The 25648-nt window shown below is 68.0% G+C and carries 28 protein-coding genes, 1 tRNA gene and 1 riboswitch; of the genes, 9 read left to right on the top strand and 20 right to left on the bottom strand.

The window, feature by feature from the left end; translation table 11 throughout:
• Positions 1–16 precede the first annotated feature (16 nt).
• The 5 genes from OCJ37_RS19665 to birA form a co-directional block, all read right to left on the bottom strand.
• Complete coding sequence (locus OCJ37_RS19665; protein WP_263111367.1) at positions 17–1702, bottom strand: ShlB/FhaC/HecB family hemolysin secretion/activation protein; 1686 nt, start codon at positions 1700–1702, stop codon at positions 17–19.
• Positions 1703–2327: 625 nt separating this feature from the next.
• Positions 2328–2403: transfer RNA gene (locus tag OCJ37_RS19670), tRNA-Thr, on the bottom strand.
• A gap of 41 nt (positions 2404–2444) precedes the next feature.
• Positions 2445–3272, bottom strand: coding sequence for an SPOR domain-containing protein (locus OCJ37_RS19675; protein WP_263111368.1), 828 nt, complete (start codon positions 3270–3272; stop codon positions 2445–2447).
• A 9-nt stretch (positions 3273–3281) separates the two neighbouring features.
• The gene (locus OCJ37_RS19680; protein WP_263111369.1) at positions 3282–4022 is read right to left on the bottom strand and encodes a type III pantothenate kinase; all 741 of its coding nucleotides are present in this window, start codon (positions 4020–4022) and stop codon (positions 3282–3284) included.
• Positions 4019–4990 (bottom strand): bifunctional biotin--[acetyl-CoA-carboxylase] ligase/biotin operon repressor BirA, encoded by a 972-nt coding sequence (gene birA, locus OCJ37_RS19685; protein WP_263111370.1) that lies wholly within the window; start codon positions 4988–4990, stop codon positions 4019–4021. The genes OCJ37_RS19680 and birA overlap by 4 nt, the downstream gene beginning before the upstream one ends.
• A gap of 162 nt (positions 4991–5152) precedes the next feature.
• On the opposite strand from birA, the gene OCJ37_RS19690 reads away from it, so the two are divergent.
• Together OCJ37_RS19690 and OCJ37_RS19695 are read left to right on the top strand one after the other, a co-directional pair.
• A complete protein-coding gene (locus tag OCJ37_RS19690) occupies positions 5153–5425 on the top strand; it encodes a hypothetical protein (protein WP_263111371.1) in 273 nt (90 codons plus the stop codon).
• Entirely contained in the window at positions 5392–6180 is a 789-nt protein-coding gene (locus OCJ37_RS19695; RefSeq protein ID WP_263111372.1) for a M90 family metallopeptidase, read from the top strand. Before OCJ37_RS19690 ends, OCJ37_RS19695 begins: the two co-directional genes overlap by 34 nt.
• Before the next feature lie 489 nt (positions 6181–6669).
• Here OCJ37_RS19695 and OCJ37_RS19700 read toward each other — a convergent pair whose 3' ends face one another.
• The 8 genes from OCJ37_RS19700 to OCJ37_RS19735 form a co-directional block, all read right to left on the bottom strand.
• Entirely contained in the window at positions 6670–7869 is a 1200-nt protein-coding gene (locus tag OCJ37_RS19700) for a DUF1501 domain-containing protein (protein ID WP_263111373.1), read from the bottom strand.
• A 63-nt stretch (positions 7870–7932) separates the two neighbouring features.
• Positions 7933–9516, bottom strand: coding sequence for a DUF1800 domain-containing protein (locus OCJ37_RS19705; protein WP_263111374.1), 1584 nt, complete (start codon positions 9514–9516; stop codon positions 7933–7935).
• Positions 9517–9658: 142 nt separating this feature from the next.
• Positions 9659–11029 (bottom strand): ATP-binding protein, encoded by a 1371-nt coding sequence (locus OCJ37_RS19710; protein WP_263113743.1) that lies wholly within the window; start codon positions 11027–11029, stop codon positions 9659–9661.
• 85 nt (positions 11030–11114) lie between these two features.
• Entirely contained in the window at positions 11115–11798 is a 684-nt protein-coding gene (locus OCJ37_RS19715) for a response regulator transcription factor (protein ID WP_003469280.1), read from the bottom strand.
• Positions 11799–11879: 81 nt separating this feature from the next.
• Positions 11880–12254 carry a hypothetical protein gene (locus OCJ37_RS19720; protein ID WP_263111375.1) on the bottom strand — a complete coding sequence of 125 codons (375 nt, stop codon included), beginning with the start codon at positions 12252–12254 and terminating at the stop codon, positions 11880–11882.
• A 365-nt stretch (positions 12255–12619) separates the two neighbouring features.
• Entirely contained in the window at positions 12620–13639 is a 1020-nt protein-coding gene (gene dusA, locus OCJ37_RS19725; RefSeq protein ID WP_263111376.1) for a tRNA dihydrouridine(20/20a) synthase DusA, read from the bottom strand.
• Between the two features lie 265 nt (positions 13640–13904).
• Positions 13905–14255 carry a DUF2185 domain-containing protein gene (locus tag OCJ37_RS19730; RefSeq protein ID WP_263111377.1) on the bottom strand — a complete coding sequence of 117 codons (351 nt, stop codon included), beginning with the start codon at positions 14253–14255 and terminating at the stop codon, positions 13905–13907.
• A gap of 110 nt (positions 14256–14365) precedes the next feature.
• Positions 14366–15760, bottom strand: a complete 1395-nt coding sequence (locus OCJ37_RS19735; RefSeq protein ID WP_263111378.1) for an aminotransferase-like domain-containing protein — start codon at positions 15758–15760, stop codon at positions 14366–14368.
• 122 nt (positions 15761–15882) lie between these two features.
• On the opposite strand from OCJ37_RS19735, the gene OCJ37_RS19740 reads away from it, so the two are divergent.
• The 3 genes from OCJ37_RS19740 to OCJ37_RS19750 all read left to right on the top strand — a co-directional run bounded on the left by OCJ37_RS19740 (position 15883) and on the right by OCJ37_RS19750 (position 17911).
• Complete coding sequence (locus OCJ37_RS19740; RefSeq protein ID WP_263113744.1) at positions 15883–16803, top strand: DMT family transporter; 921 nt, start codon at positions 15883–15885, stop codon at positions 16801–16803.
• 292 nt (positions 16804–17095) lie between these two features.
• Positions 17096–17563 (top strand): RNA-directed DNA polymerase, encoded by a 468-nt coding sequence (locus OCJ37_RS19745; RefSeq protein WP_263111379.1) that lies wholly within the window; start codon positions 17096–17098, stop codon positions 17561–17563.
• A 171-nt stretch (positions 17564–17734) separates the two neighbouring features.
• Positions 17735–17911, top strand: coding sequence for a hypothetical protein (locus OCJ37_RS19750; protein WP_263111380.1), 177 nt, complete (start codon positions 17735–17737; stop codon positions 17909–17911).
• An 8-nt stretch (positions 17912–17919) separates the two neighbouring features.
• Here OCJ37_RS19750 and OCJ37_RS19755 read toward each other — a convergent pair whose 3' ends face one another.
• From OCJ37_RS19755 to OCJ37_RS19775, 5 genes are all read right to left on the bottom strand, one after another.
• A complete protein-coding gene (locus tag OCJ37_RS19755) occupies positions 17920–18543 on the bottom strand; it encodes a hypothetical protein (RefSeq protein ID WP_263111381.1) in 624 nt (207 codons plus the stop codon).
• 98 nt (positions 18544–18641) lie between these two features.
• Entirely contained in the window at positions 18642–19196 is a 555-nt protein-coding gene (locus tag OCJ37_RS19760; RefSeq protein ID WP_263111382.1) for a hypothetical protein, read from the bottom strand.
• A gap of 177 nt (positions 19197–19373) precedes the next feature.
• Positions 19374–20084: a hypothetical protein gene (locus tag OCJ37_RS19765; protein ID WP_263111383.1), complete on the bottom strand. Its 711-nt coding sequence runs from the start codon at positions 20082–20084 to the stop codon at positions 19374–19376.
• A 43-nt stretch (positions 20085–20127) separates the two neighbouring features.
• Positions 20128–20259: a hypothetical protein gene (locus tag OCJ37_RS19770; RefSeq protein ID WP_263111384.1), complete on the bottom strand. Its 132-nt coding sequence runs from the start codon at positions 20257–20259 to the stop codon at positions 20128–20130.
• Positions 20260–20266: 7 nt separating this feature from the next.
• Positions 20267–20485 carry a hypothetical protein gene (locus OCJ37_RS19775; RefSeq protein WP_263111385.1) on the bottom strand — a complete coding sequence of 73 codons (219 nt, stop codon included), beginning with the start codon at positions 20483–20485 and terminating at the stop codon, positions 20267–20269.
• Positions 20486–20666: 181 nt separating this feature from the next.
• Here OCJ37_RS19775 and OCJ37_RS19780 point away from each other — a divergent pair, with 181 nt between their 5' ends.
• From OCJ37_RS19780 to OCJ37_RS19790, 3 genes are all read left to right on the top strand, one after another.
• Entirely contained in the window at positions 20667–20834 is a 168-nt protein-coding gene (locus OCJ37_RS19780) for a hypothetical protein (RefSeq protein WP_263111386.1), read from the top strand.
• A gap of 82 nt (positions 20835–20916) precedes the next feature.
• Positions 20917–21066 carry a hypothetical protein gene (locus OCJ37_RS19785; RefSeq protein ID WP_263111387.1) on the top strand — a complete coding sequence of 50 codons (150 nt, stop codon included), beginning with the start codon at positions 20917–20919 and terminating at the stop codon, positions 21064–21066.
• 36 nt (positions 21067–21102) lie between these two features.
• Positions 21103–21324: a hypothetical protein gene (locus tag OCJ37_RS19790; protein WP_263111388.1), complete on the top strand. Its 222-nt coding sequence runs from the start codon at positions 21103–21105 to the stop codon at positions 21322–21324.
• 55 nt (positions 21325–21379) lie between these two features.
• Here the strand turns inward: OCJ37_RS19790 and OCJ37_RS19795 are convergent, their stop codons facing one another.
• The gene (locus OCJ37_RS19795) at positions 21380–21574 is read right to left on the bottom strand and encodes a hypothetical protein (RefSeq protein WP_263111389.1); all 195 of its coding nucleotides are present in this window, start codon (positions 21572–21574) and stop codon (positions 21380–21382) included.
• 8 nt (positions 21575–21582) lie between these two features.
• A complete protein-coding gene (locus OCJ37_RS19800) occupies positions 21583–22446 on the bottom strand; it encodes an SDH family Clp fold serine proteinase (RefSeq protein WP_263111390.1) in 864 nt (287 codons plus the stop codon).
• A gap of 422 nt (positions 22447–22868) precedes the next feature.
• A riboswitch (cobalamin riboswitch) is annotated at positions 22869–23122 on the top strand.
• Between the two features lie 212 nt (positions 23123–23334).
• Here OCJ37_RS19800 and metE point away from each other — a divergent pair.
• Positions 23335–25626, top strand: coding sequence for a 5-methyltetrahydropteroyltriglutamate--homocysteine S-methyltransferase (metE, locus tag OCJ37_RS19805; RefSeq protein ID WP_263111391.1), 2292 nt, complete (start codon positions 23335–23337; stop codon positions 25624–25626).
• Positions 25627–25648 lie beyond the last annotated feature (22 nt).

A 25648-nucleotide genomic window follows, 5' to 3' on the forward strand; every position in this document is an offset into this window, starting at 1 on the left:
CGCGTGCGGCGAACGCTCAGAAATACTTGATGGCCTGGATCCAGAAGCGCCCGGACCTGTCCGCTGCGGAGACCGCGTCTTCGCCGCCCAGCTTGCGTGCGTAGTAGGTTCTGACCGCGAAGTCGCCCGGCGCCTCCCAGGTGGCGCCGATGCCGGCGCCGCTGAGGGTGCGGTCGTTGGAACCGGCGAACCACGGATCCCGGTTGGCCGCGATCCTGCCGGCGTCGATGAAGCCGACCAGGTGCACCTGGCCGGGCACGCGCTCGCTCAGCCCCGTCAGCAACACGCGTGCTTCCACATTGGCCAGGATGCCTTCGTCGCCGAAGCCTTCGCCCTGCGGATAGGCGCGCACGCCGTCGATGCCGCCAAGCACCATCTTTTCGTAGGGGTCCAGGTTGCGCGAGGCGATCTGTCCGCCGATCGCGCCGTACAGCGCGACCCGGTCGGTGACCCGCTGCAGGCGCGAGGCGTTGAAGGCGAGCTTGGCGTAGCCGCCATCGCTGCGCGCGCTCGCCGCGTCGGCGGCGCGCGCGGTCGGCGTGCGGATGTCGAGTTCGCCCACCGACAGCCCCAGGTAGAACGTGTTCGCACCGCCGCCGCCGAAACCGTCGTAGCGGTTGCCGTAGAGACTGGCCGTGGCCACGCGCGCCTGCTTGTCGACCACCGAGGAGATCAGGTCGATCCGGTCCTGGAAGTCGCGGTGTTCCAACAGCAGGCCCGTGTAGAGATTGGTGTCGCGCGAGCGGATCAGCGGGACCGAGCCGAAGAGGCTGGCGATGTCGGCGCTGCCGTGGGCGCCGAGGCCTTCGTACCGATCGCCCAGCTCGTATTCCAGGCGGCTGTAGGCCATGCCCGCGGTGGCCCGGCCGAACGGCATCTGGTAGGCGGCGCGGCCGTAGCTCAGGCCCGAGCCGGAGGTCAGCACGCGCAGCGAGGCCACGTCGCCGCGTCCGAGCGGATTGTTGAGGTTGACCGTGGCGCCGACGCGGTATTCCCCGGTGTACGGGTTGCCGGCGTTGTCGGCGTCGACGCTGCCGGTGACGCGCCGGCCCGGAGCGACGTCCACGACCAGGTCGGAACTGCCCGGCGCCTGGCCGGGTGCCATCGTCGACCGTACGACGACGCCCGGCAAGTCCGACAGCAGCAGTAGGCGGTCCTCGATCGGCTCGATGGTGAGCCGATCGCCGCTGTCCAGCCCGGCCAGGCGGCTCCTGGCCACCTGGTCGGCCAGGCCGCTCTGGTTGCGCAGGATGACCTGCCCCAGAACACCTTCGCTGACCGCGATGGTCAACGTGCCGGTGGTGACGTCCTGCGCCGGTAGATAGGCGCGCGCAACGAAGTAGCCGTGGTTCCGGTAGTGGTCGGTGATGCGCGCGGCCATCGCCTGCATCTGCGCCAGGGTCTGCGTGGCGCCGGGGACGAACCCGGCGACCGCGACCAGTTCGGCTTGCGGATAGGCGGTGGCGCCGGCGATCCGCAGCTGGTTGACCAGTACGCTGGGCGCATCGGCGGTGGATGGGGCGGCAGTGATGCCGTCCTCGATGCGGATCTGCGGCGGCGGCAGCGGCGCGGGCGGCAGCGGCGCGGGCGGCGGCGTCGGCAGCTGGCGCAACTGGCTGCCTGCTCCAGGCAGTTGCTGCGCCAGCGCTCCGTGGCCGATGGCGAGCAGCATCAGCGGCAATAGTTTCAATCTTGGATTCATGGCCTGCGTCCTTACCGGTATCGGCCATCGCCGCATCTGGGTGCAGATGCGTGCGGTCGGCCGCGTCGCGTTGATGGGAGGTAGTGGCCGGCCACACGGCGCGCGTGCGGACGTAAGCGCAGCTGGATGCAGGCGCAGGCGTTGCCGGCAATCGCGGCGGCGAATGCAGGACGGACGGGCTACGGGCGTTCCTGTTGCCTGAGGCGAGTGGCGCAGTGGTTTGCGCCGATTCCTTGCCCTGGCAAAGCGGTCTTCGGCCTGATGTGGCGATGGAGAGAGCGGCACGGACGGGCCGTGGCAAATCCACTACTGGGTCGGCGTATGCAACCAACGCAATCCCGGTGGATGGGCCATTAGGGACCGTTTGTTAGAAAATCGTTGTGACAGGGTTGGCAGACGGCCGGGCAGCAGTGACTGCGGTTAAGGCTGGCCCGACAAAGCGCGGCTGAACGCTCAGGCGTTCGCCGTGATGGCGTGATGGATCGCGCAGCGCGTGATTGCCGGACAGGTATCGCGCAGTTGCATGCGCGGCCGAAGGGCGACGCCGCATCGCAGGTGCAAAAAACCCGCGGCAATGCGCGGGTGCGATGAAGCGGCACGACAGCGGCGTCCCTGGACCGCCCGATGGTGCCGACACCCGGATTCGAACTGGGGACCTACCGCTTACAAGGCGGTTGCTCTACCAACTGAGCTATGCCGGCAAAGGCTGCGCGACGCGCGTGCCGCGTGGCGGCGCGCCATTCTAGCGCAGCGCGGCGCAGTCCAGTGAGCGCTGCCGCTGCGCGCCGAGCTGGCGCCGCAGCGACGTGGCCTGCGCCGCGGAGGCGGCGCGCAGGTCCAGCCACCAGCGCGACTGGCCGCTGCCGCCGCTGGGGATCAGGTCCACGTTGAAGCCGACCTTGGCCAGTTCGGCGCGGCGGCGTTCGGCGCCTTCGCGGCTGCGGTACTGGCCGAGCGCGATGGCGCCGGTTTCCTCGCCCTGGCGGATCGGGTAGTAGTCGCGGATGCCGGCGGCGACGATGCGATCGACCGCGGCCTTGACCCCGTCCTCGCCGCCGATGGTCGGCAGCAGCACGCGGAAGCTGGTGGCGTCGTCGTCGCCGACCTCGCGCAGGCGCGGGCGCGGCGCGGCGGCGCCGAGCGTGGCGACGGCGGCCTCGGCGGCGGCGCGGTCCGGATACGGGCCCAGGCTCAGGCAGACCGCGGCGGCGGCAGGTTCCGTGGCGGCGACTGGCGCGTCGCTGTCGCTGGGTGCCTTGGGAGGTAGCGGCGCGGCGGCGGTCGGCGCGGCGGTCGCTGGCACCGCGGTGGCCGCGGGTGCGTCGGGGACCGCAGCGGCAGCGGCCGGCGCGGTGGCGGGAGGGGCATGCGCTGGCGCCGCAGCGGACGCAGGCGCCGTGGACGCCGCCGCTGGCACGGCCTGCGATGCCGGGACCAGCTGCAGCGACGCCACCCCGGCAGGCGGCGTCGGCAGCGGCGCCGGCGCGGGGGTCTGCGGCTGCGTCGCCCACCACAGCGCGACGCCGAGGTTGAGGATGGTCAGGACGACGAGCAGGGCGCGGACGAGCATGCGCGGATTCTACCCGGCGCGTCCGGCCGCGGCGTGCGCCTGCGCCCACAGCGCCAGCCCGTCCAGCACCAGCGACGGCCGCTGCTCGGCCGCCGGCAACGCGTGCAGCAACGGCGGCGCGCCGCCGCCATGCAGCAGCAGCCGCGGCGGCCGCGCCAGCAGCGCCTGGCCCTGCTGCAGGCTGCGCTCGATCAGCGCCAGCGCCGCGCCGTCGCACCCGGAGGCCAGCGCATCGGCGGTCTCGGTGGCGAACTCGCGGTAGCTGCCGCCCTCGGCCGGCAGCTGCGCGGCGCGCTGCTGCAGGGCCTGGCGCATCGTGGTCGGCGACGGCGCGATGCGCCCGCCGTGGTGCAGGCCGTCGCGATCGAGCAGGTCCACGGTCAGCGCGGTGCCGACCCCGACCACCAGCACGTCGCCACCGCCATGCGCGGCGAGCAGCGCCAGGAAGCGGTCCACGCCGAACTTGTGCGGCTGCGCGTAGGCGATGCGCACGCCGGCGCAGGCGGCCTCGGTGCGCGCTACCTGCACCTGCGCGAACCGGCTGCGCAGCGCGTCCAGCACCGCCGCGGTCAACGCCGGCGCGGCGACGCTGGCGACATAGGCGGTGTCGCCGCGCGGCAGCGCCGCCACCGCGGCCGCGTCCATCGCCTCGGCGCCGTGCGCCCAGGCCTGCACCGCACCGGCGCGGCCGCGTTCCAGTGCGGCGAACTTGAAGCGCGAATTGCCCAGGTCGAACAGCCAGTCGCTCATGCCGGCCTCACGCTGACTTCGCCGGCATGCAGCGGCCGCTCGCCATCGGCGAAGGCCACCCGCAGCGCGCCGTCGTCGGCCAGGCCCAGCGCCACGCCCTCGCGCGCGACGCCGCCCTCGTCGATGCGGATCGCGCGCCCGGCGAGCAGGTCCAGCGCGGCATAGCGCGGCAGGAACGGCGCCAGGCCCTGCGCGTCGAACAGCGCCAGCGCCGGCAGCAGGTGCGACAGCACCGCGGCGGCGATGGCGTTGCGCGACACCGCGGCCTCGGCGCCGGCCAGCGTGGCCAGGTCGGTCCACGGCTGGTCGATCGCCGCGGCGCTGGCCGCCGGCATGCGCACGTTGAGCCCCAGGCCGATCACCGCCCGCGCCGGCCCGGCGAACTCGCCGCCGCCTTCGACCAGCAGCCCGCCGAGCTTGCGCCCGTCGGCGAGCAGGTCGTTCGGCCATTTCAGCCCGACCGTGGCGAAACCGGCCGCGCGCAGCGCCTCGGCCACGGCCACGCCGGCGGCCAGGCTCAGCCCGCCCAGCCGCCCCAGCCCGCCGCCGAAGCCGCGCGCCACCGACAGGTACAGGTGCGCCGCCAGCGGCGAGGCCCAGACCCGGCCGCGGCGGCCGCGGCCGCCGGTCTGGCGCTCGGCCAGCAGCACCTCGCTGCCGCGCGCCGGGGCCGGCCGCGCCAGCAGCGTGCTGTTGCTGGAGGCCAGGCTCCAGGCGATCTCCAGCCCGGCCAGTTCGGCGCGCGCCGCCGGCGCCAGCGCGGCGCCGATGCGCTCGGCCTGGAGCAGTTCCAGCGGCCGCGCCAGCCCGTAGCCCTCGCCGGCGCGGCCGTCGATCTCCACCCCGGCCGCGCGCAGGCCCTGGATACGCTTCCACACCGCGGCCCGGGTCAGCCCGAAGGAGCGCGCCAGGGCGTCGCCGGAAAGGCGGCCCTGGCTGAGCCGGGCCAGTAGTTCGCGCTCGTCCACGCCGGTTCCATCGCCTCGTTTCAATCCGCACGCCCCTGAAGACGCGACCTCGAAGCGGAAAAGTATGCGGGAAGCGTCGCCCCTGCGTGCAGCGTCGCCCCTGCCCGGGGCGAAAACCGCGCTAGAATCGGGATTCACCGCCGCTCGCCCTGGATGCCGACGATGCGCCGCTTCCTGCCGTGCCTGATCCTGCTGCTGCTCCCGCTGGCGGCCGCCCACGCGTCCGACGCGCTGGCGAGCAAGCAGCGCAACGACTGCGTCTACACCGATGCGACCGACGCGGACACCGCGCCGGCACGCCCGGCCGCGGCAGCGCACCCGCCGGCCTCCGCCAAGCCCGGCGCGGCGCCGAGCGGCGGCGGCGGCGACAGCGACCTGGTGCCGCGCCTGCGCATGCCCAAGTGGCACAGCTTCCTGCCGGGGATGTTCCGCTGATCCCACGCTGGTTGCGCTGGCTGTCGCCGGCGCCTGTCGCGATCGACGAGACGACCTGGCAACAGGTGCGGCAGCGCTGCGCGTGGGTGGCGGCGCTGGACGCGGCGCGCGCGCAGAAACTGCGTGCGCTGGCCGCGCAGTTCCTGCACAGCAAGACCATCTCGCCGCTGGCCGACCTGCATCTGGATGCGGTACAGCGCGCCGTGCTGGCCGCGTTGTGCTGCCTGCCGCTGCTGGAATTCGGCGGCGACGGCCTGCGCGGCTGGTCGCAGCTGCTGGTGTATCCGGACGCGTTCCGCGTGCAGCGCAGCCACGTCGATGCGGCCGGCGTGCTGCACGAATGGGAGGACGAACTGATCGGCGAATCCTGGGACAGCGGCCCGCTGATCCTGTCCTGGGCCGACGTGCAGGCCGACCTGGACGACCCGCGCGCCGGCTATTGCGTGGCGGTGCACGAGATGGCGCACAAGCTCGACGTGCTCGACGGTGCGCTGGACGGCACCCCGCCGCTGCCGCGCGACTGGCAGCGCCGCTGGGCCGCCGACTTCCAGCGCAGCTACGACGCATTCTGCGAACGCGTGGACCGCGGCCGCGCCAGCGAGATCGACGCCTACGCCGCCGAGGCGCCGGAAGAATTCTTCGCGGTGGTCAGCGAATACCACTTCTCCGCACCGCAGCGGCTGCAGCGCGAGATGCCGGACGTCGCCGCGCACCTGGCGCGGTTCTACGGCCCCTCGCCGTTCGCCGCGGCGTAAGCGCGCGGCGCGCGGCGCGCAGGCGGCGGTCACGCATCGCGGGCGCCCTGCAGGAACGGCTCCAATCGCGACAGGCGCAACGGCGAACTCTCCGGCGTCGGACGCTGTCGGGACTGAAGTCCCTCCCACATGCGCCAGTGAGCTTGCCGCGCATCCTGTAGGAGCGACTTCAGTCGCGACGAGCGAAGCAGTGGACCTACCGCAACCGATCACGGGTCGGGGCTGAAGCCCCTCCTACAGCGCACTCGGCCAATCGATCGCGAGCTCCCTGCGGGAGCGGCTTCAGCCGCGACGAACGCAGCGATCAGCTTTCCGGCGACGGACACTGCAGGGCCGAAGCCTCTCCTACAGCGAACCATCCAGCTTGCCGCAAAAAGCCCCTGTAGGAGCGACTTCAGTCGCGACGAGCGAAAGCGGCAGACCCGACGGGATCGAACAGCACCCAGGGCGATGCACCAAGCCACGCCGGCTCATGGCGAACACCACGCCTCACACCAACTGCAGATCCCGCACACGCGCCTGCGGAAACACCTGCTGCAACTGCGACGGCGACAACCCCCACATGCGGCGCAGCAGCCCGGCCAACAGGTCGCGGTAATTGGTCAGCACCGGATAGTCGCGATCCTGGAACAGCTTCTCCCTGCTCACCGCGACCTGCTCGCCGGCGATGCGCCCGCCATTGACCGCGCCGCCCATCACCCAGTACGTGGTGCCGTGGCCGTGGTCGGTGCCCTTGTCGCCGTTCTCGCGGAAGGTGCGGCCGAACTCGGACAGCACCACCACCACGGTGTTGCGCCATTCCGGCCCCAGCGCCTCGGCATACGCCGCCAGGCCCTCGGACAGGTTGCCCAGGTTGGTGGCCAGCGGGCCGTCGGTGCTGCCCTGGTTGACGTGCGTGTCCCAGCCGCCGACGTCGACGAAGCCGAGCCGGTAGCGCTCGCGCATCAGCGTGGCGATGCGCCGGGTCTCGTCGGCGAAGGTGCGGGCGCTGGCGGCGCCGCGGTTGGCCTGCTGCATCTCGTCCTGCAGCGCCTGCGACACCTGCTGGCGCAGCGCCAGGCCGTGCGCGGCGCTGGCCAGCGGCGTGCCCTGGTACATCTGCGCCAGGATCCCGGCCTGGCGCTGGTCGAAGGCCGGCGCGGGAGTGCGCTTGAGCGACAGGTTGGGGATGTCGCCGCCGCCCTGGAAGCTCAGCGGCAGCGAATCGGTGAAGGCGATCGCCGGGGTGCCGGTGGCCACCTGCGACAGCCGCGCCAGGAACCCGGAGCGGTAGTCGCTGCGCTGCCCGGCCGGCTGCCCGGCCTCGATGCTGTCCTGGGTCTCGAAGTGGCTGCGCGACAGGTCGTCGGTGCCGGCGAACGGCACGAACGCCAGCTGCCTGTCGTTCCACAGCGGCAGCAAGGTGTCGCGCAGCCGCGGGTTCAATCCCCACTGCGCGTCCAGCGCGATGGCGCTGTTCGGGTTGCCCGGATCCGGCCGCGCGATCGCCAGGGTCGGCCGCGCCGCGTAGTAGAAATCGCTGGCGCAGGGAACCAGCAGGTTGTTGCTGTCGTAGCCGCCGCGCAGGAACACCACCAGCAGGCGCGGCGACGGCGCCGGCGCGGCGAACAGGCGCCCGGCGAACGGCAGGCTGGCGGCCGCGGCGGCGGAGGCGGAGGCGGAGGCGAACAGGAAATGGCGGCGGTGCATGGCGGGGATCTCCGTGATCGCCGGACGCGGCGACGAGCGCTGCGCCCGGCGCTATGGGCCGGATCAGCGGTAGTTGAAGTCGGGCGATGACAGCAGGAACGCGTTCCACTCCTGCTGCGAGCGTGCCTGCGCCAGCGCCTGGCGGGTGGCCTCGCCGAGCTGCGGTTCGATCGCCTGGTAGTACAGCGGCGTGGTCAGTCGCGGAAAGCCGCCGCGCTGCTGGCCGTCGCTGGTGAACAGCTGGGTGTTGCCGCCGCCGATCGCCCGCGCGATCTCGAAGCGCTGCGCCATCTGCCCGGAACTGTTCCAGGCGCTGGACTGCAGCGGCCAGCCGTCGGGAGTGATGCGGCCGTAGCTCGGCTCGCCCATCTGGCTCAACCAGCCCAGCAGCGGCTGCGGATTGACGATGGTCTGCCCGTCGTAGGCCAGGCGCAGCGAGGACACCAGGAAGCGGTACGGATCCTTGAACTTGTGCGGCGCGCCGGCGGCCATCTCCGGCGCGGCGAACATCACCTGCAGCACGGCGGCGATATCGCCGTCGCTGCGCTGGAACGCGCGCGCCATCTTCTCCACCAGCGCCGGCGGCGGATCGTCGGCGACGAAGTACTCGGCCAGGCGCCGCGACACGAAGTGCGCGCATGCGGATTGGCGCACGATCAGCTGCACCGCGCGCTGCACCTCGTCGAAACCGCCGCCGGCGATGCGCTGGCCGAGCAGGGTCTTGTCGCCGGGCTGGTGCCGCGCCGGATTGAACTCGAACGCGCCGCGGCGCAGGTATTGCGCCTGCTGCGGCGGCGCCAGCTTCGGCGGATCGCGGTTGGGCGGGGCGATGCCGGCGCCGGTGAGGATCAGCGCCAGCTGCTGCACGTCGCGCTGGCCGTAGCCGCCATCCACGCCCAGCGTGTGCAGCTCCATCAGTTCGCGCGCGTAGTTCTCGTTGACCTTGCCCTTGGCGTTCTGCGCGTTGTCCAGGTATTCGAGCATGGCCGGGCTCTGCAGCGTGGCCATCACCAGGTCGGAGAACTTGCCCAGCGCGTGCGGGCGGATCGCGTTGTCGGTGTAGTCGGCGACGGTCCAGCGCAGGCGGCCCTTGTCGGCGAACACGCTGAAATGGTTGAGCCAGAACCACACCATCTGCTCGCGCAGCTGGTCGCGCGAATACACCGCCCGCAGCAGCTGCGCCTGCCGCGCCTGCGCCAGCAGCGCGTCGGCGCGCTGCCGCAAGGCCTTCTTCGCCGCGACCTTGGCTTCGCCGTCGGGCATCGCCTTGATGGACTGCTGGCGCGCATCCAGCTGCCTGAGCAGTTCCTGCACCGGCGTGTGCAGCGCTTCGTAGCCGTCCAGCTGCGCGCGCACCGGCGCCGGCAGCGCGGCGTCGCCGCTGGCGGCCTGCAGCTGCTCGCGCAGGTAGCGCTTGCGCCCGTCGCGCTGCAGCTGCGCCACGCTGGCGCTGTCCAGGCCGGTGGTCATCGATTGCAGCCAGCGCGCATCGTCGCGTTCGAGCACCTTCTGGCTGCCGGCGATGGCGGCCACGGTGAACAGCACCAGCAGCAACGACAGCAGCAACCGTTGCGCGTTGCGCAATGCGCGCCGCCCATGCACGCGCAGGCGCAGGCGCGATGCGGGACGAAGCCGGGGCTCGGGCATGCGGCGCTCCTTGATCGGGAAACCGTGCGTGACGATCCGCGCAGTATCCGCGCACAGCCAGCGCGCGCGTTAAGCGGATGTCGGAAAGCGCTGCGACATTCGCACGGGATTCACCCTCGCGACAACGCAGGTCGAACGCCGGCTACAGGCCGGGCGGCAGCGTCACCAGGAAGCGCGCGCCACCCAGTTCCTCGGAGCGGCTCACCTGCAGTTCGCCGCGGTAGCCCTTGACCAGGTCCTGCACGATGGCCAGGCCGATGCCGTGGCCGTGCACGCGCTCGTCGCCGCGTACGCCGCGCTGCAGGATGTGCGCGACTTCCTCCGGCGCGATGCCGGGGCCATCGTCCTCCACCGACAGCACCAGCCCGGCGCGGCGGCTGCCGGCGGCCGGGGCCGGGCGCACGCTCAGCAGCACCCGCCGCCGCGCCCACTTGAAGGCGTTCTCGAGCAGGTTGCCGAGCAGTTCCTGCAGGTCGCCGGGCTCGCCGTGGAAACGCGCGCTCGGCTCGATGTCGAACTCGCACAGCACGCCCTTGGCCGCGTACACCTTCTCCAGGCCGCGCACGATCTCCTCGGCATTGGGTTCGATCGGCAGCGGCGCGGAGAACAGCTTGTGGCCGCTGGAGGCGGCGCGGCTGAGCTGGTAGGTCACCAGGTTGTTCATGCGCCGCAGCTGCGCGTCCAGTTCCTCGCGCAGCTCGGGGCCGTCGTTGCCGCTGTCGAGCTGGGTGCGCAGCACCGCCAGCGGCGTCTTCAGGCTGTGCGCCAGGTCGGCCAGGGTGTTGCGCTGGCGGTCCAGGTTCTCGCGCTCGCTCTCGATGAAGGCGTTGATGCTGTCGGTCAGCGGTTCCAGTTCGCGCGGATGGCGGTCGCCCATGCGCACCGCTTCGCCGCGCTGCACCTTGGTCAGCTCGTTGATCACCCGCCGCAGCGGGCGCAGGCTCCATTGCAGGATGAAGGCCTGCAGCAGCAGCAGGATCAGCCCGGCGCCGCCGAGGTTGAACCACACCCGGCCGCGGAACACGCGCAGCTGCGCGCCCAGCGCGCGGGTGTCCTCCATGACGTAGATGGTGACCGGGGTTTCCTTGTCGCGGCGCACGTAGGCCAGGCCGATGCCGTAGCGGTAGACCTCGCCTTCGCTGCCGTCGATCTGGGTCATCGGCCAGGGGCCGTCGAAGGTTTCCTGGCGCGGTTCGAGCATGCCGCCCTTGGGCGGCAGCGGGCCCTCGCTGGACATCGAGATCCAGCGTTCGTTGGGCATCACGATCTGCGCGTACAGACCGCTGCCGGGCCGGTCGAAATGCGGGTCCGGCGGCGGCTTGTCGTTGTTGATGTACAGCGAGCCGTCGCGCGCCACGTCGACGTTGTTGGCGTAGGCGGTGGCGTAGCTCTTCAGGCGTTCGCGCAGGTTGCTCAGCGCGGTGTCGGCGAAGGCCTGGTCCAGCGCGTAGCCGGCCGCGGCCAGGAACGCCACCAGGCTCAGGCTGGCCGCCAACAACTGGCGCGCCTGCAGCGAACGCGGGCGCCAGCGCTTGTACCACCTGGGTCGTGCCACCACGCCGTCGCGTCCTTCGCTTGCTCGTCGCAGGCGCGTGGGATCAGCCTTCGGTGCGCGGGATGGCGAAGCGGTAACCGCGGCCGCGCACGGTCTCGATCGGCTTCAGCTCGCCATCGGGGTCCAGCTTCTTGCGCAGGCGGCCGATGAACACTTCCAGCACGTTGGAGTCGCGGTCGAAGTCCTGCTGGTAGATGTGCTCGGTGAGGTCGGCCTTGGAGACCAGTTCGCCGGCATGCATCATCAGGTATTCGAGCACCTTGTATTCGTAGCTGGTCAGATCGACGTTGCTGCCGCTGACGCTGACCGTCTGCGCCGCCAGGTCCAGCGCCACCGGGCCGCATTCCAGGGTCGGCTTGCTCCAGCCCGCGGCCCGGCGCAGCAGCGCGTTGACCCGCGCCAGCAGCTCTTCGACGTGGAACGGCTTGACCAGGTAGTCGTCGGCGCCCTGCTTCAGGCCCTCGACCTTGTCCTGCCAGCTCGAACGCGCGGTGAGGATCAGCACCGGGAACTTCTTGCCTTCGTCGCGCAGCGCCTTGATCAGCTCCATGCCCGACATCTTCGGCAGGCCGAGGTCGATGATGCCCACGTCGAAGGGCACTTCGCGGCCCATGTACAGGCCTTCCTCGCCATCCTGCGCCGCGTCCACCGCAAACCCCTCGCGCTTGAGGCGAGCCGCCAGGGTCTCGCGCAGGGGGGCTTCGTCTTCGACCAGAAGGATACGCATGAACTCTCCCTAGTTACTTCTTTACGGATGGCCGACGGCCGGGGCATTGGGGTGATGCAAGCTGAACCAAACTATCCGGGTTCAGGGGTTATCGTCGCGTGGTGGTTGCTGCGGGTCGATCGGGCGCGGCACGCGTGGCGGCACGGCGCCCGGTTGCGGGTCGTCCATGTAGCGCACGCGCCCGCGCCCGTCCATGTACTTGACCCGGTTGATGTCGCGCCCGTCGAACGGCACGCGCTCGGCACCCAGGATCTGCCCACCGGTGGAGCGCTGCACCCGGCGCACCGCATCGGACAGCGAGCTGCCATGGTAGTCGCGCGCCCGGGCCGCCTCGCGGGCCTGGGCGATGCCAGGACCCGGCGGACCCGGCTGCTGCGCCCAGCCATCGCCGACGGCCGTGAGCGCGAGTGCGATCACGGCGGCGGTGCGGCAGCGGCGGAGAGTGGCAGAGGTCACGACTGGCATCCTAACGGACTGATCGGAAACGTTCAAAAGTTGTGAAACGTGCCGCATGGCAACGGCGGCACGATTCCGCAAAATCGAGCCAAATTCTTGATTTTTCGGGGTGAATCCGATCTGAACTTTTCCGGCCCGGGCCGTCATCGTTCAGTCAAATGAACTCCCCTTTCCGATGCGGCAGGCCGCCATCGACAGTGTCCGGCCCCGCCCCCGCGGGGCTCTGCCGGTCCCCTTGCGGCGGCAGTGGCCGCCATTACAACCTGAACAAAGTAACTGAACGCCTATCCCAAAAGCAGCATTGGCGTCTTGCCGCTGAAGGGAATGGAGGGCGGACGCCCAGGACAACGCGACCGCGAAAGCCGCTACGCCGCGGCGCGTGCCCCGCCCTCGGTCAGTTGCAACGCCTGTTCCAGCAGCGTCCAGTCCGCGCCCGGCCGATGCGCGCCTTCGCTGAGCACCTGGCGGAACGCGCGGCCGCCCGGCTGGCCGTGGAACAGGCCGAGCAGATGGCGCGCGATGTGCTTGAGCGCCACGCCGTCGGCCAGGCGCGCCTCGACGTAGGGCCGCAGCGCACGCAGCAGCTCGGCGCGCGGCCGCGGCGCGGCGCCGGTCAGGGCCGCGTCCAGCCGGTGCAGCACGTAGGGATCGTGGTAGGCCGCACGCCCCAGCATCACTCCGTCCACCGCCTCCAGCTGCGCCTGCGCCGTGGCCACCTCGGCCAGCCCGCCATTGAGCACGATCTGCAACTGCGGGCGCTCGCGCTTGAGCCGATGCGCCCACTCGTAGCGCAACGGCGGCACCTCGCGGTTCTCCTTCGGCGACAGGCCCTGCAGCCACGCGTTGCGCGCGTGCACCACGAACAACCCGCAACCGGCGGCGGCGACCTCGTCGACGAAGGCGAGGAAGACCGCGTAGTCGTCGTCCTGGTCCACGCCCAGCCGGCACTTCACCGTGACCGGGATGTCCACCGCCTGCACCATCGCCGCCACGCACTCGGCGACCAGCGCCGGCTCGCGCATCAGGCAGGCGCCGAAGCGCCCGGCCTGGACCCGGTCGGACGGGCAGCCGCAATTGAGATTGACCTCGTCGTAGCCCCACTCCTGGCCGATCCGCGCCGCCTGCGCCAGCAACGCCGGATCGCTGCCGCCCAGTTGCAGGGCCAACGGATGCTCGACCGCATCGAAGCCCAGCAAGCGCGCGCGATCGCCCAGCACCACCGCATTGGCGTGCACCATCTCGGTATACAGCCGCGCCGACGGCGCCAGCAGCCGGTGGAACACGCGGCAGTGGCGATCGGTCCAGTCCATCATCGGCGCGACGGACAGGCGCAGCGAGGCGGCGTAGCGCGCGGACAGGTCGGAGGTCGGGAGCGGAAGCGTCATCGGGTGCGGCGGTGCTGCGCTGTCGCCCCGGGGGCTTTAGCGGCAGATCATTGCTTTTGGGATCAACAGCTTACACGTTTACCGCGAACGCTGCCGGGCGCAGCGCTGACCCAGAGAGGGAAGAGCCGAAGAGACTCGCCGCCATCCGGACCGGCAAAAGCGGACTCGGCCTCTACCGACGCACATGTCCGCTTCCGCCGGAAGCAGACCTTCAGGAACCCACCATCAAGCCACGCCGCGAAACGGCGCCGGTCCGGATGCATCGTCAGGGCGCATCCGGTCCCCAGTCCGTGACTGCCAGGAATCTCTCGGACTCCGGCGTCTTCTCGAAGGCACTGCCCTCCGGCGCCTCGAGAAACGGGACGATGCTTGGATCGTAGTTCGCAATGGTGTTGACGTCGTAGATGCCATGGTTGTCCGGGTCGTCCATGTAAGCGCCGTCCTCGAACCCGGACATGAACCGCCAACCGCTGTCCATCTCGTTGTTCGGGGCTTCCCGATACATGAATCGGACGGGATAGCCGTCGACCGTGATCTTGTCCGTGGCGATGCAGGCGCCGTAACCCTCTGCCACCGGTTTGATCTGGCCGGCGGAGCGCTGGAACTGTTTGGTCATGCGTCGTGCCTGCCTGATCGCGCGATCGTCGCATCCGATTATACGAGTTGCCGACGGCGCGCCCTGTGCGCGCACTATCTTTCGACACCACGCGCTCTCAGCATTCGACCTCAAGCCACGCTTTCCTGCAGCGACCTGCGCAAGACTTCGTAGACGCGCCGGTCGGAACATTGGGCGACGTTGAAACGGAAGAACGCATCGCCCGCTTCGCTCAGGCTGAAGGTGCTTCCCGGCGCGAGAACCACACCGTGTTTCAATGCCACGCGCGCCACCTTGACCGCGCTGGCGCCGTCCGGGAGCCGGCTCCACAGATACATGCCTTCGCCAGGCTCGGCCCATGGCGTGATGCCGACACTCTCCAGCTTGCGCCGGACGTTCGGCATGGCGCGCGCCAGCCGTTGCCGCAGTGTCTCCACATGGCGTCGATAGCCGCCATCGCGCAACATCGAGTAGACCAGTTCCGATGCCAGGCGGCCGCTGCCGAACGCGGTGGCGATCTTCAGATCGGTCAGTGCGTCGATCCAGTCCGCACGCGCGGCGATATAGCCGCAGCGAACCGACGCCGACAGGGTCTTGGAAAAACTCCCGACCTGGATGACGTGCTGCAGGCCATCGAATGCCGCGAGCCTGGCCGAGGGCACCGACTGGAACTCGGCGAAGATGTCGTCCTCGATGATTGTCACACCGTGCTGCTCCGCCGCCTTCAGCACACGGTGCGCGGTCGCCGGCGACAGCGTGGCGCCCGTGGGATTGTGCAGCGCCGAATTGGTCAGGTACAGGCGCGGCTTGTGTCGGAGCACGGCGCCTTCGAACGCGTCCACGTCCGGCCCGTTCGGGGTGTAGGGCACGCCCACCACAGTTGCCCGGTGCGCGCGCAGCAGCGCATGGAAATTGAAATAGCAGGGATCGTCCACCAGCACCGTGTCGCCAGGCTCAAGCAGGAAGCGGCAAGCCAGGTCGACAGCATGCGTGCCCGATTCCACCAGCAGGATCTGGTCGGCGTCGGCCTCGACGGCGCGGTCGGCCAGCCTGCGGGCCAGCAGTTGCCGTAGCCCAGGATGACCGAGCGGCGTGGCGTAATCGGCTAGCTCGGCATCGTCCAGCTTCGCCGATGCCCTGAGCGCGCGCCGGATGCTCTCCTGCGGCATCCAGTCCGACGGCAGCCAACCGCAGCTCGGTTTCAACAACCCCTCCTGGCCGCTCAACGACTGGTGTGCGACCCATAGCGGATCGACGTCGCGATCCGCCCTCGGATTGCCGGGAGCCAGAGAAAGCACTGCCTTGCGCTGGGGAACGTAGAACCCCGAGCCGGGCCGGGCGAGGATGGCGCCCTCGGCTGCGAGCCGGTCATACGCCTCGACGACTGTCGACTTGGACACCCCCAGGCTCTCGGCAAGCCCTCTGATCGAAGGAAGCCGGGCACCCGGCGGAAGTTGGCACCGATCGATGCGCTTGCGGATGTCGCCGACCACGCGCGCAGTCAGCGTTTCTGGCTTGGCGTTCATACGCGATCCGATGTGTACCGACCAATGGACCAGTACAGTTCTATTGACTGTACCCATGATTGTCCCTGCCCACCGCCTTGGCAACTGCCGAGCATGAGCGCATCCAAGACCCGGGAACGGCGGTGCAGAAAAAGGCGGACGGTTGGTTGAGCGGGATCGTGGGGGTGGCGATCTTCAGCGGCTCGCTGCCCGCCACGCGCGTAGCGGTCGCGGATCTGTCCCCGGTGTTCCTCACCTCGGCGCGCGCAGTCATCGCTGCGGCCATTGCCGTCGCGATCTTGTTCGCATTCAGGGCGAAATGTCCGGCGCCACGGCAGCTGCCGCCGCTGGCGGCGATCGCCGTTGGCGTGGTGATCGGCTTCCCCCTGCTCAGCGGCTATGCCCTTCAACACATCTCCGCGGCGCGCTCGCTGGTGTTCGTCGGTTTGCTGCCGCTGTCGACCGCAGTGTTCGGCGTACTGCGCGGCGGAGAACGGCCGCGTCCCGCCTTCTGGCTTTTTGCCGTCCTCGGCAGCGCCTGCGTGATCGGCTTCGCTTCACTGCGGCAGCAGGCCGCCACCCTCCATGGCGATCTGTTGATGCTCGCCGCGATCGTCGCCTGCGGGTACGGCTATGCCGAGGGAGGACGTCTGTCACGGGAGCTGGGCGGCTGGCAGGTCATCAGCTGGGCGTTGGTGATCGCGCTGCCGGTCACGCTGCTGCTCACGCTGACGCATCTGCCGATGCATCCGGCGCAGGTTCGGACGAGTTCGTGGATCGCCCTGGCGTACGTTGCGATCTTCAGCATGCTCATCGGATTCTTCTTCTGGTATCGTGGCCTGGCGCTGGGAGGCATCGCGGCCGTAGGCCAACTGCAATTGTTGCAGCCTTTCATGGGGCTAGCCTTGGCGACACTGCTGCTGCACGAACCCGTCGGCTGGCAGTTACTCGCGGCAGCCCTCTCCGTCGCCGCGTGCGTCGCCGCTGCCAAGCGTTTCTCAAGCAATCGTGCCGTTGCTTTCACGCGCGGCCGAAGCGTGCCCGGTATGCCAGGACAGCAGTAAGGCAATGCGCTGGCGGCGGCATTCCGCTGCAGCGACGCCGCCCTTCCCTCAAACGATACCCGGACAAACACACTCGTCATCGGTCTGCTTGACCCGCCGCCGCATCCGGCCTATCGTGCGCTCGCCGAAGGTATCCATCGGCATGCATAGGATTTCGCGCGGCCCGGTCGGACGCTATCAGCGAACGACGCAACCGATTGTCGGAGAAGCCCTACGCGATGCCTGCGGCCGGTACGCCGCCTAGCTGCTGGGAAACGGCGCGGATCTGCGCCGCTCTCCCCTGCATGCTGGCGTGCAGTACCGCGCTACCGGTGCAGAGCGGACCCAGGTACCGCCGCACAAGCGGCTAGAGAATGCGCCGGCAGGCCGCGGCCTGCCGATCGGCAACCTGTCATCGCAGTTCTTCGCCAACGTCTACCTGGACGCGCTGGACCAGTTCGCCAAGCGCGAGCTGCACGCCAAGCGCTACCTGCGGTATGTCGATGACTTCGTGCTGTTTCATCACGACCGCGCCCAGCTGCAGCGCTGGCAGACGCAGATCGAGCAATTCCTGAGCGATCAGCTCAGCCTTGGGCTGAAGGCCGACATCCGGCTGCGCCGGCTGACGGATGGGTTGGATTTCCTTGGCTACGTGATCTACCCCACCCACACGCTGGCGCGGCGGCGCGTCATCGGGCATGCGCGTGCGGCCATGGCGGTATGGGGGGGGTGCGCACGTCGTCGCCGGCAGCATCCGATGCACGCCGCAGGACTTACGTGACATCCGCGCGCGCCTGGCGAGCTACGAAGGCCATCTTCGGCATGCGAACAGCTTTCGCCTCCGCGCCGCGCTGCACCGTCGTTTCAAGTGGCTCCGCTCCGCTACGGCCCCGCGTCGCTTCAGCGCTCAACTGGAGGGCTGCCGCGTCCGCTTTCGCACGAGGAGCGATTGATGCGTTCAGACACGACGCAGATGGATCTCGGAATCCGACTAAAGCCTACGGCCGAGGATTGGCGCCAGGCCGCCGCTACTGCCATGGTCAATCCATACGAAACGCCGGAGCGTTGCCGCTGGCGCGCCGAGTATTGCCTTGCACAGGCAAAACAACTGGATGAGCGCGGCGAATGACAAGAACCCTAGAAGTCCGTTTCAGCCAAATCCCCCTTGCCATCGGTAGCCCAATGCAGAGTCAGCTCGCGAGCGGATCTCAACACTTCAAGGAATGTCTCGAATGCCAGAGCGATCGACCGAAGGTCGTCAGCAATCTGCAGCGCGCTGTCTTCTTGGAAGCGCCCCTGATCGAGAAACGTGCGATTCACGTACCAACTACTCAACGCAGAAAGCAGCTTTGCGGCGCCACCTGCGCCAAAGGCGTCCAAATCGCCCGCGAAGCGAGTCAGCATCGGCAGAGGGTCGACCGGCATCTGCTTTGCGGCCCAGGCCGCCGTGGCGACTGGATCTTTCAACGCCTCTGGGTGAGAAAGCACGTCCGCTATACGACGTATCTCGCCCCCAAGGACATAGAGCTCGTGGTCGAGCACGATCGCTCGAGCCACAGCTCTGTCCTTATCCGCCTGCAGTCTTGCAGCTCGATCTTCGTCGCGCATCCGACGCGCCTCGTCCACGGCAGTGCGGCTCGTCCTCATCGCAACAAGGACCGCCCAGAAGGTCGCTCCCGCGGCAATCGCGGCGATCACCACTGCCGCCCAGTCCGCCCAACTACCCCAATCCGCCGAGAGCGGACACATCTCCATTGCCATACCTCCCCCTTTGTTTAGCTGATGCTGCCATGACCGGCATACACGCGAGCGAAAAACTCGCCCTCCCGCAGTGGGGCGTCAAGTGCACCGTGATTTACTCAGGCCTCTTCGTCAAACAGCTGGCCGAGTTCTTCCGACGCTTTGCGCATGAGTTCCAGAACAGCATCCAGCGAACGTTTCGCTGCGGTAACTGCCTGCCCGTTTCTCGTACCGTCGCTCCTCGATCCGCATTCCATAAGCTTGCCGCGCAGAAAAGAAAGCTCAAGCAGCGCCAGTTGCAGCGTGCTTCCTGCGGGCCCAAGTTCGTGCAATTGCTTGACCGCGTCCTTAAGGCGGGCAGGAAGGGCTATTCGGAAGACCGCCGAGGCATAGCCGTACACGTCTCCGAGGGTCTTGTACCCGTCTTCGTGCAATGCCTGTATGGAAGCCGTCAATGCTGTCATGTCGTCGAGCACGTCCACTGCCAAAGACCGTGCCTTTGCTTTAGCATCCGCCACCTTCGCCAGGTTCGCCTGTCGCTGCAGTCGAAGTGGCACGAGTACCGCAACGAGGATTGCGACCACGCTGCCGATGGCCTGCCACCACGCGGCCCACACCTCCGGTTTCAGGCACGGTGCGGCGAGAAGCCACGGACAGTAGAGAGGATCCGCCATGTCGGTGTTCCGGGATTGAGGCCCGAATCGTGCAGTGGCTTGAGTCCCGAAGCAAGCATGGGAGCAGGTGCCGTCGGCCACGGAGACTATACGAGCCCCCGCCGCCAGCGCTGTGCAGCGACCGGGCGACAAGATCGACCTGGCTGCTATGAGGATCGGCGAGTGAACGCGTGGCGCTCAGCCGTTCCCAGCGTCACGCGCCGCCAAGTCACTGACTGCCTTCGCGGCGGCCGCGTCGTTCAGTGCCCGAACCTCCTCAGGCGTTATCGGCGTGATGCCCGGAAGGTCCGCAAAGAATGGCTCCAGCATCGTCATTGTCTCCCGATGAAGCTCGCAGACCTCTCGCGCTTGCGCAATGATCCTTGGCTGAGCCTTTCGAAAGAACTCGCCTGCTGGCATGTTGGGAAAACCATCCGATATATACGGCATGGCCTTCCAGTTCGTCATGTTGTTTACCAATGCGATAGCGAGCTGGTCGGGGAATACATCCAACGAACCCAGGAACCGTTCGTGCATCGCGAAAACGCGCGGGTTCAGTGGCTGGGCATAGACCTTTATGTACTGCTCAAGATCCACCTGCGTGCGGACTGCTTCGGTGACGTGGATCAGCGCCACCATCTCGGCAAGCCCTTCGTACACCTCCCGATGGAAGATCTTTGCAAGTCGGCGAGCCAGAGATTTCCGCTCGCCCGCCATCCTCGCGAGTTCCTCTCTCTGAGCCTGATCGGCCCGATTTCGCTCTGTGTTCCGATGTTCGTTTTCAGATCGAATCGCATGCCATGCGAAGTAAACGGCTGCAGCGGTAGCAACTGCGGAAATCGCGTCCCAATCCAGAACGCACGTTGCACTTAGCGGGGCGCACTGCACCACCCCATCGAACCAGCCCATAGCCACTCCCTTGTCCGAGAGGTAATTCTGCCATGACCGCCATCTACACGAACGACAGCTGGCCGCCCTGCAATGGGCTGTCGAGCGCGCGCACCAGGTCGCCGCCGGAGATGATCTGGTGCGCCCAACGTCCTGCCGAACCTAGATCCGGCGCATCAATTGCCGGTGGCTGCATGACCGGACTAGTTATCGATCAGAGTCGTCGCGAATGCCAAGCCAGCGTTGATGGCCGCATCGAGCGTCGGGTGGTTGCCGCAATCGGGGCTCTCGATTGGGGGCAGCTCCCCTGCTTCGATCATATGGACGAAGGCCTCCCCTCCCTCCGGTTGCCAAGCCTCGATGAAGATGTCCTGGCCGTAGTAGCTGACGACGCTAGACTTCCTGAAGATCGCTGGTGGCATGGCTCGCTCCCTGTCATTGGGCCGAGTCTCTCCGGCATACGATGCGCCGTCAATGCTGCGCGAGCAGCTGGCCCAAGCCGCCAGCGAGATCAAGCGGGCTGCGAGCCAAGAACGAACGCCTGCGTGCGCCCTGGTGGCGCCGCTTCACAATGAGCCGGCGCCGCGCGCCGAAGGATACGCAATGAACACGATCACGCCCGAGGCGCTGGAGCGCGCCCTCTCCGCCGCACGCGCCGCACTCTCCCTAGGCGATCAGGCCGAGATTCCCACGCGCACTACGACGCGCTGGTCGCCGGCTGGCTTGCGCTGCAAGCAGTGTAACCGGCCTCATCGGACGCCGCGCAGTTGACAGATGAACAGGGCCGACCAATGACCTATTGGGGCGGCAAGGCCACCGCACAGCCACAGCAGCCACAGGCGCCGCAACTGCGGTGCCGGAGAGCGACTTCACGGCCGAAGAAGTGGACGAAGTGATCGAAGCAGCGCTCAGCAAAGGCACGCGCTTGATCTCTGTCGAAATCATCGAACAGATGCGCCAGGTGCTGCTCGCCGCCGCGTCGGCGCCGGAGGCGCCGCGATGAGCCTGCAGCAGCTTGAAGATGCGGAGGGCCATAGCCATGGCCGCTGACGACTACTCGACGTTCTGGCTGCTGTTCGGCAAGTACGGCGCCACGATGACGATCGAGCAACTGCGCGATGCGTTCTTCCCTGGCACCGCCATGAAGACCATGGCGAACAAGCACAGCGCGCGCTTATTGCCGGCAAGGACCGGCGACGTGTACGACACGCGGGACGTGGCTACGTGGTGGGATGCGCAGAGACGGCAGCGAGCGTCCTGACCTACAGCAAAAAAAAGGACCGCCCTGCTACAGGCGGCCCTTAAGAAATATTAGTTCAGCGCTTGTACGTTGGCGCTTGTGCGACTCCAACCCAACCTACAGCGATACCGTAAGAATCTTCGGTTACTAAACCCTGCTTGACCAGTCGGTCGAATTTCACGTTGAGCTCATTGACGCGCGCAGCAGAAGCGGGCTCAAGCCTCTTAACCGCTTGCGCGATTGCCTCATTTGTGCGGGTTGCGATATCCATGATTGGTCTCAATGTCTGTGGTGAATTCTGAACGAGGCTCGCTGCTGATCCAAGTAGTCTAGCAACAAGCGCGTGTAAGCGTGTAGCGGCTTCCGAATCTCATCAATCGCACTGTAGTCCTCAATTCTCAGCTTCAGGGACCCCGTTAACGTATCCGCGCTGATCATGCGGCCATGTGAATGCCAATGCTTGTTGTCACTAAGCTGACGGGCAATCTCTTCCGCGCGCGCGATCTTCTCGTCTTGCGTCACAACTTCGCCGTTTGAACTGTGCTGAACCCAATCTTTGAACTTATATTTAACCAACCACTTTTTCAGCAGACTGATTGACAGTTCTTTCGCTTGCTCATAACGCTTTAAGGTAGCGAGATCCAGCCTTTGAAGCATCATGAGTTCAGCGTCCGTGATAGTCCCATCAGCAGACTTTCCGATCAATTCATCGACCTTATCAATGTAGCCAAGGGCCGGCACAAAATGCCCATCAGGGTTCTGGACTTGCGGGTCAATCGGCCCTAATGAAGAAGTGTAGTCCATGAATATTTTGTCGCCCGACATAGAAAATATAGTCCCGGCAGACATTGCAGACATGGGAACTAGAAAATAAACTTCGGAAAAATGGTGCCGAGTAACCTCTACCATCTTTTCAACGGTTTCCACCACACCGCCTGGCGTAGTCAGCGCAATAATTATCCTATCGCTATCAGAGTATTCGCCCTTAGCAGCCGCAACCTTCTCCACAGCGTCTATATACGCTTGAAGAACCGACGGATGAATCTGCCCCACATAGGACATCACCGGGCTACCAAAGTAATTCTCGACTTCTCGACACTGAAAATTTAGCGCATAACCAATGTAGTTAGATAGCTCTTCCATGCCTCCCCCTAATCCTTGCTAATCTCACTGACCCATGAGCCGCTAGCCCAGCTGCGGCGCGAGCTTATCAGCGTTTTGCAGCTGAGTCCTATACAGAATAGCTAAGCAAATGCCGTGCCACACGAGGTCAGCAGTGCCATGGCGAATGTACCCATAGTGCACCAACGTGTCCGGAAGCCCTGACCTGTCTATTGGTCGGTCCAGTCCATCATCGGCGCGACGGACAGGCGCAGGGACGCGGCGTAGCGGGCTGGCAGGTCGGAAGTCGGAAGCGTCATCGGGCGCGGTGGTGCTGCGCTGTCGCCTGCTGGCGGAAGCGGCAGATCATTGGCTTTGGGATCAATAGCTTACACGTTCGCCATGAACGCTGCCGATGCCTGCCCGCAATGCACTTGGCGCTTGACCCGCCGCCGCATCCGGCCTATCGTGCGCTCGCCGAAGGTATCCATCGCTTCATTCGGATGAAGGGATGGATTTAAACGGGAATCCGGTGACGGCCGGCGCCGCAAGCGCCTGCCCATTCCGGAGCTGCCCCGCAGCGGTGAATGGAAACGACCTCCGTCAATGGCACTGGGCCGGCGCATGCCGGCCTGGGAAGCGGCGGACAGTAGGCGCGCAGCCGGCACGGTGCGCTCGTCCATCAGCCCGAATACCGGCCCCGGCCGGAGGACCTGTGCGTCCTCCGATTCGACCTGGCGCCTCCGCGGGGAGGCGGCCGGAAGTCGTGTCGCGGCCCTGCGCCGCGCCGCGCTCTTCCGCCTGCCCGCGTGGCGCCGGTTCGCCCGCGGGGGCGAAGGTCGCTGGCGTGGCGGGCGTCCCGTGCGAACGGGCGGACGGCGCGCGGTTCCTTCGTTCCTCAATGCCCATGAACGCAATGAGGAAACGCAAATGACGATCGTGACCAACCTGGGCTTCCCGCGCATCGGCGCGCGGCGCGAGCTCAAGCGTGCGCTGGAAAGCTACTGGCGCCGCGAAACCGACGGCGCAAGCCTGCAGGACACGGCGCGGCAGCTGCGCCAGCGGCACTGGCGGCTGCAGGTCGAGGCCGGGGTGGACCTGCCGCCCAGCAACGACTTCAGCCTGTACGACGCGATGCTCGACACCGCGTTCCTGTTCGACGCGATCCCGCAGCGCTACCGCGCGCTGGCCGATGCCGATCCGCTGGCCGGCTACTTCGCGATGGCGCGCGGCACGCAGGAGGACGGGCTGGACCTGCACGCGCTGGAAATGACCAAGTGGTTCGACACCAACTATCACTATCTGGTGCCGGAACTGGCGCGGCGCCAGCACTTCCGCCTGCGCGGCGACAAGCCGCTGGCCGAGTTCCTGGAAGCCCAGGCGCTGGGCATCGCCACGCGGCCGGTGCTGATCGGGCCGGTGACCTTCCTGCTGCTGTCCAAGACCGTGGACGGCAGCGACCGCTGGGCGCTGCTGGACGGCCTGTTGCCGGTCTACGCCGAGCTGCTGCAACAGCTCCACGCGGCCGGCGCGGAATGGGTGCAGATCGACGAGCCGGCACTGGTGCTGGACCTGGACGTCGCCGCGCGCGAGGCCTACGGCCGCGCCTATGCGTTCCTGGCCCAGGCGCCGCGGCCGAAGCTGTTGCTGACCACGTATTTCGGCGAGCTCGGCGACAACCTGGAACTGGCCACGGCGCTGCCGGTGGACGGCCTGCACGTGGACCTGGTGCGCGGCGTGGCGCAGTTGGACGCGGTGCTGCAGGCGCTGCCGGCCGACCGGGTGCTGTCGGCCGGGCTGGTCAACGGCCGCAACGTGTGGCGCACGCCGCTGGACAACGCGCTGACCCTGGCGCGCTACGCGGCCGGGCACGTCGGCCGCGAACGCCTGTGGCTGGCACCCTCGTGCTCGCTGCTGCACGTGCCGGTGGACCTGGAGCAGGAAAAGGCGCTGGACCGCGAGCTGTACGCATGGCTGGCCTTCGCCAGGCAGAAGCTGCAGGAGCTGCGCACGCTGGCCGACGCGCTGCACGGGCAGCCGCATGCGCAAGCCGAACTGACCGCGGCGCGCGAGGCGCTGGAGACGCGGCGCGCGTCGGCGCGCGTGCATCGTCCCGAGGTCGCGCGCCGGGTGGCGGCGCTGAGCGAGGATGCCGGCCGCCGGCAATCGCCGTATCCGCAGCGGCGCGAGGCGCAGCAGGCGGCGCTGCGGCTGCCGGCCTACCCGACCACCACGATCGGCTCGTTCCCGCAGACCGCGCAGGTACGGCAGGCGCGCGCGCAGCACAAGGCCGGCAAGCTCGGCGACGCCGAGTACGACGCGTTCCTGGCCGCGGAGACCGAGCGCTGCGTGCGCGCGCAGGAGCAGATCGGGCTGGACGTGCTGGTGCACGGCGAGTTCGAGCGCAACGACATGGTCGAATACTTCGGCGAGCAGCTCGACGGTTTCGCCTTCACCAGGCACGGCTGGGTGCAGAGCTACGGCTCGCGCTGCGTGAAGCCGCCGATCATCTTCGGCGACGTGCAGCGTCCGGCGCCGATGACGCTGCGCTGGACCCAGTACGCGCAGTCGCTGACCGACAAGCCGATGAAGGGCATGCTGACCGGGCCGGTGACGGTGCTGCAGTGGTCGTTCGTGCGCGACGACCAGGAGCGCGCGCAGACCTGCCGGCAGATCGCGCTGGCGCTGCGCGACGAGGTGCGCGACCTGGAGGCGGCCGGCATCGGCGTGATCCAGATCGACGAGCCGGCGATCCGCGAGGGCCTGCCGCTGCGCCGCGCGCAGTGGCAGGCGTACCTGGACTGGGCGGTGCAGTGCTTCCGCATCGCCGCGGCCGGGGTGCGCGACGCCACCCAGATCCACACCCACATGTGCTACTCGGAGTTCAACGACATCATCGAAGCGGTGGCGGCGATGGACGCGGACGTGATCTCGATCGAGACCTCGCGCTCGCGGATGGAACTGCTCGATGCGTTCGTGCGCTTCCGCTATCCGAACGCGATCGGCCCGGGCGTGTACGACATCCACTCGCCGCGCGTGCCCGGCACGCAGGAGATGCTGCAACTGCTGGACAAGGCGCGCGCGGTGCTGGATCCGCAGCAGCTGTGGGTCAATCCGGATTGCGGGTTGAAGACGCGCGGCTGGCCGGAAACGCGCAGCGCGCTGGAGGCGATGGTGGCCGCGGCGCGGCAGCTGCGCGCGCAGCAGGCGCAGGCGGCATAGGCCGACGATGCCCGGCGTGCTT

The organism is Xanthomonas sp. AM6, assembly GCF_025665335.1.
Classification (GTDB): Bacteria; Pseudomonadota; Gammaproteobacteria; order Xanthomonadales; family Xanthomonadaceae; genus Xanthomonas_A.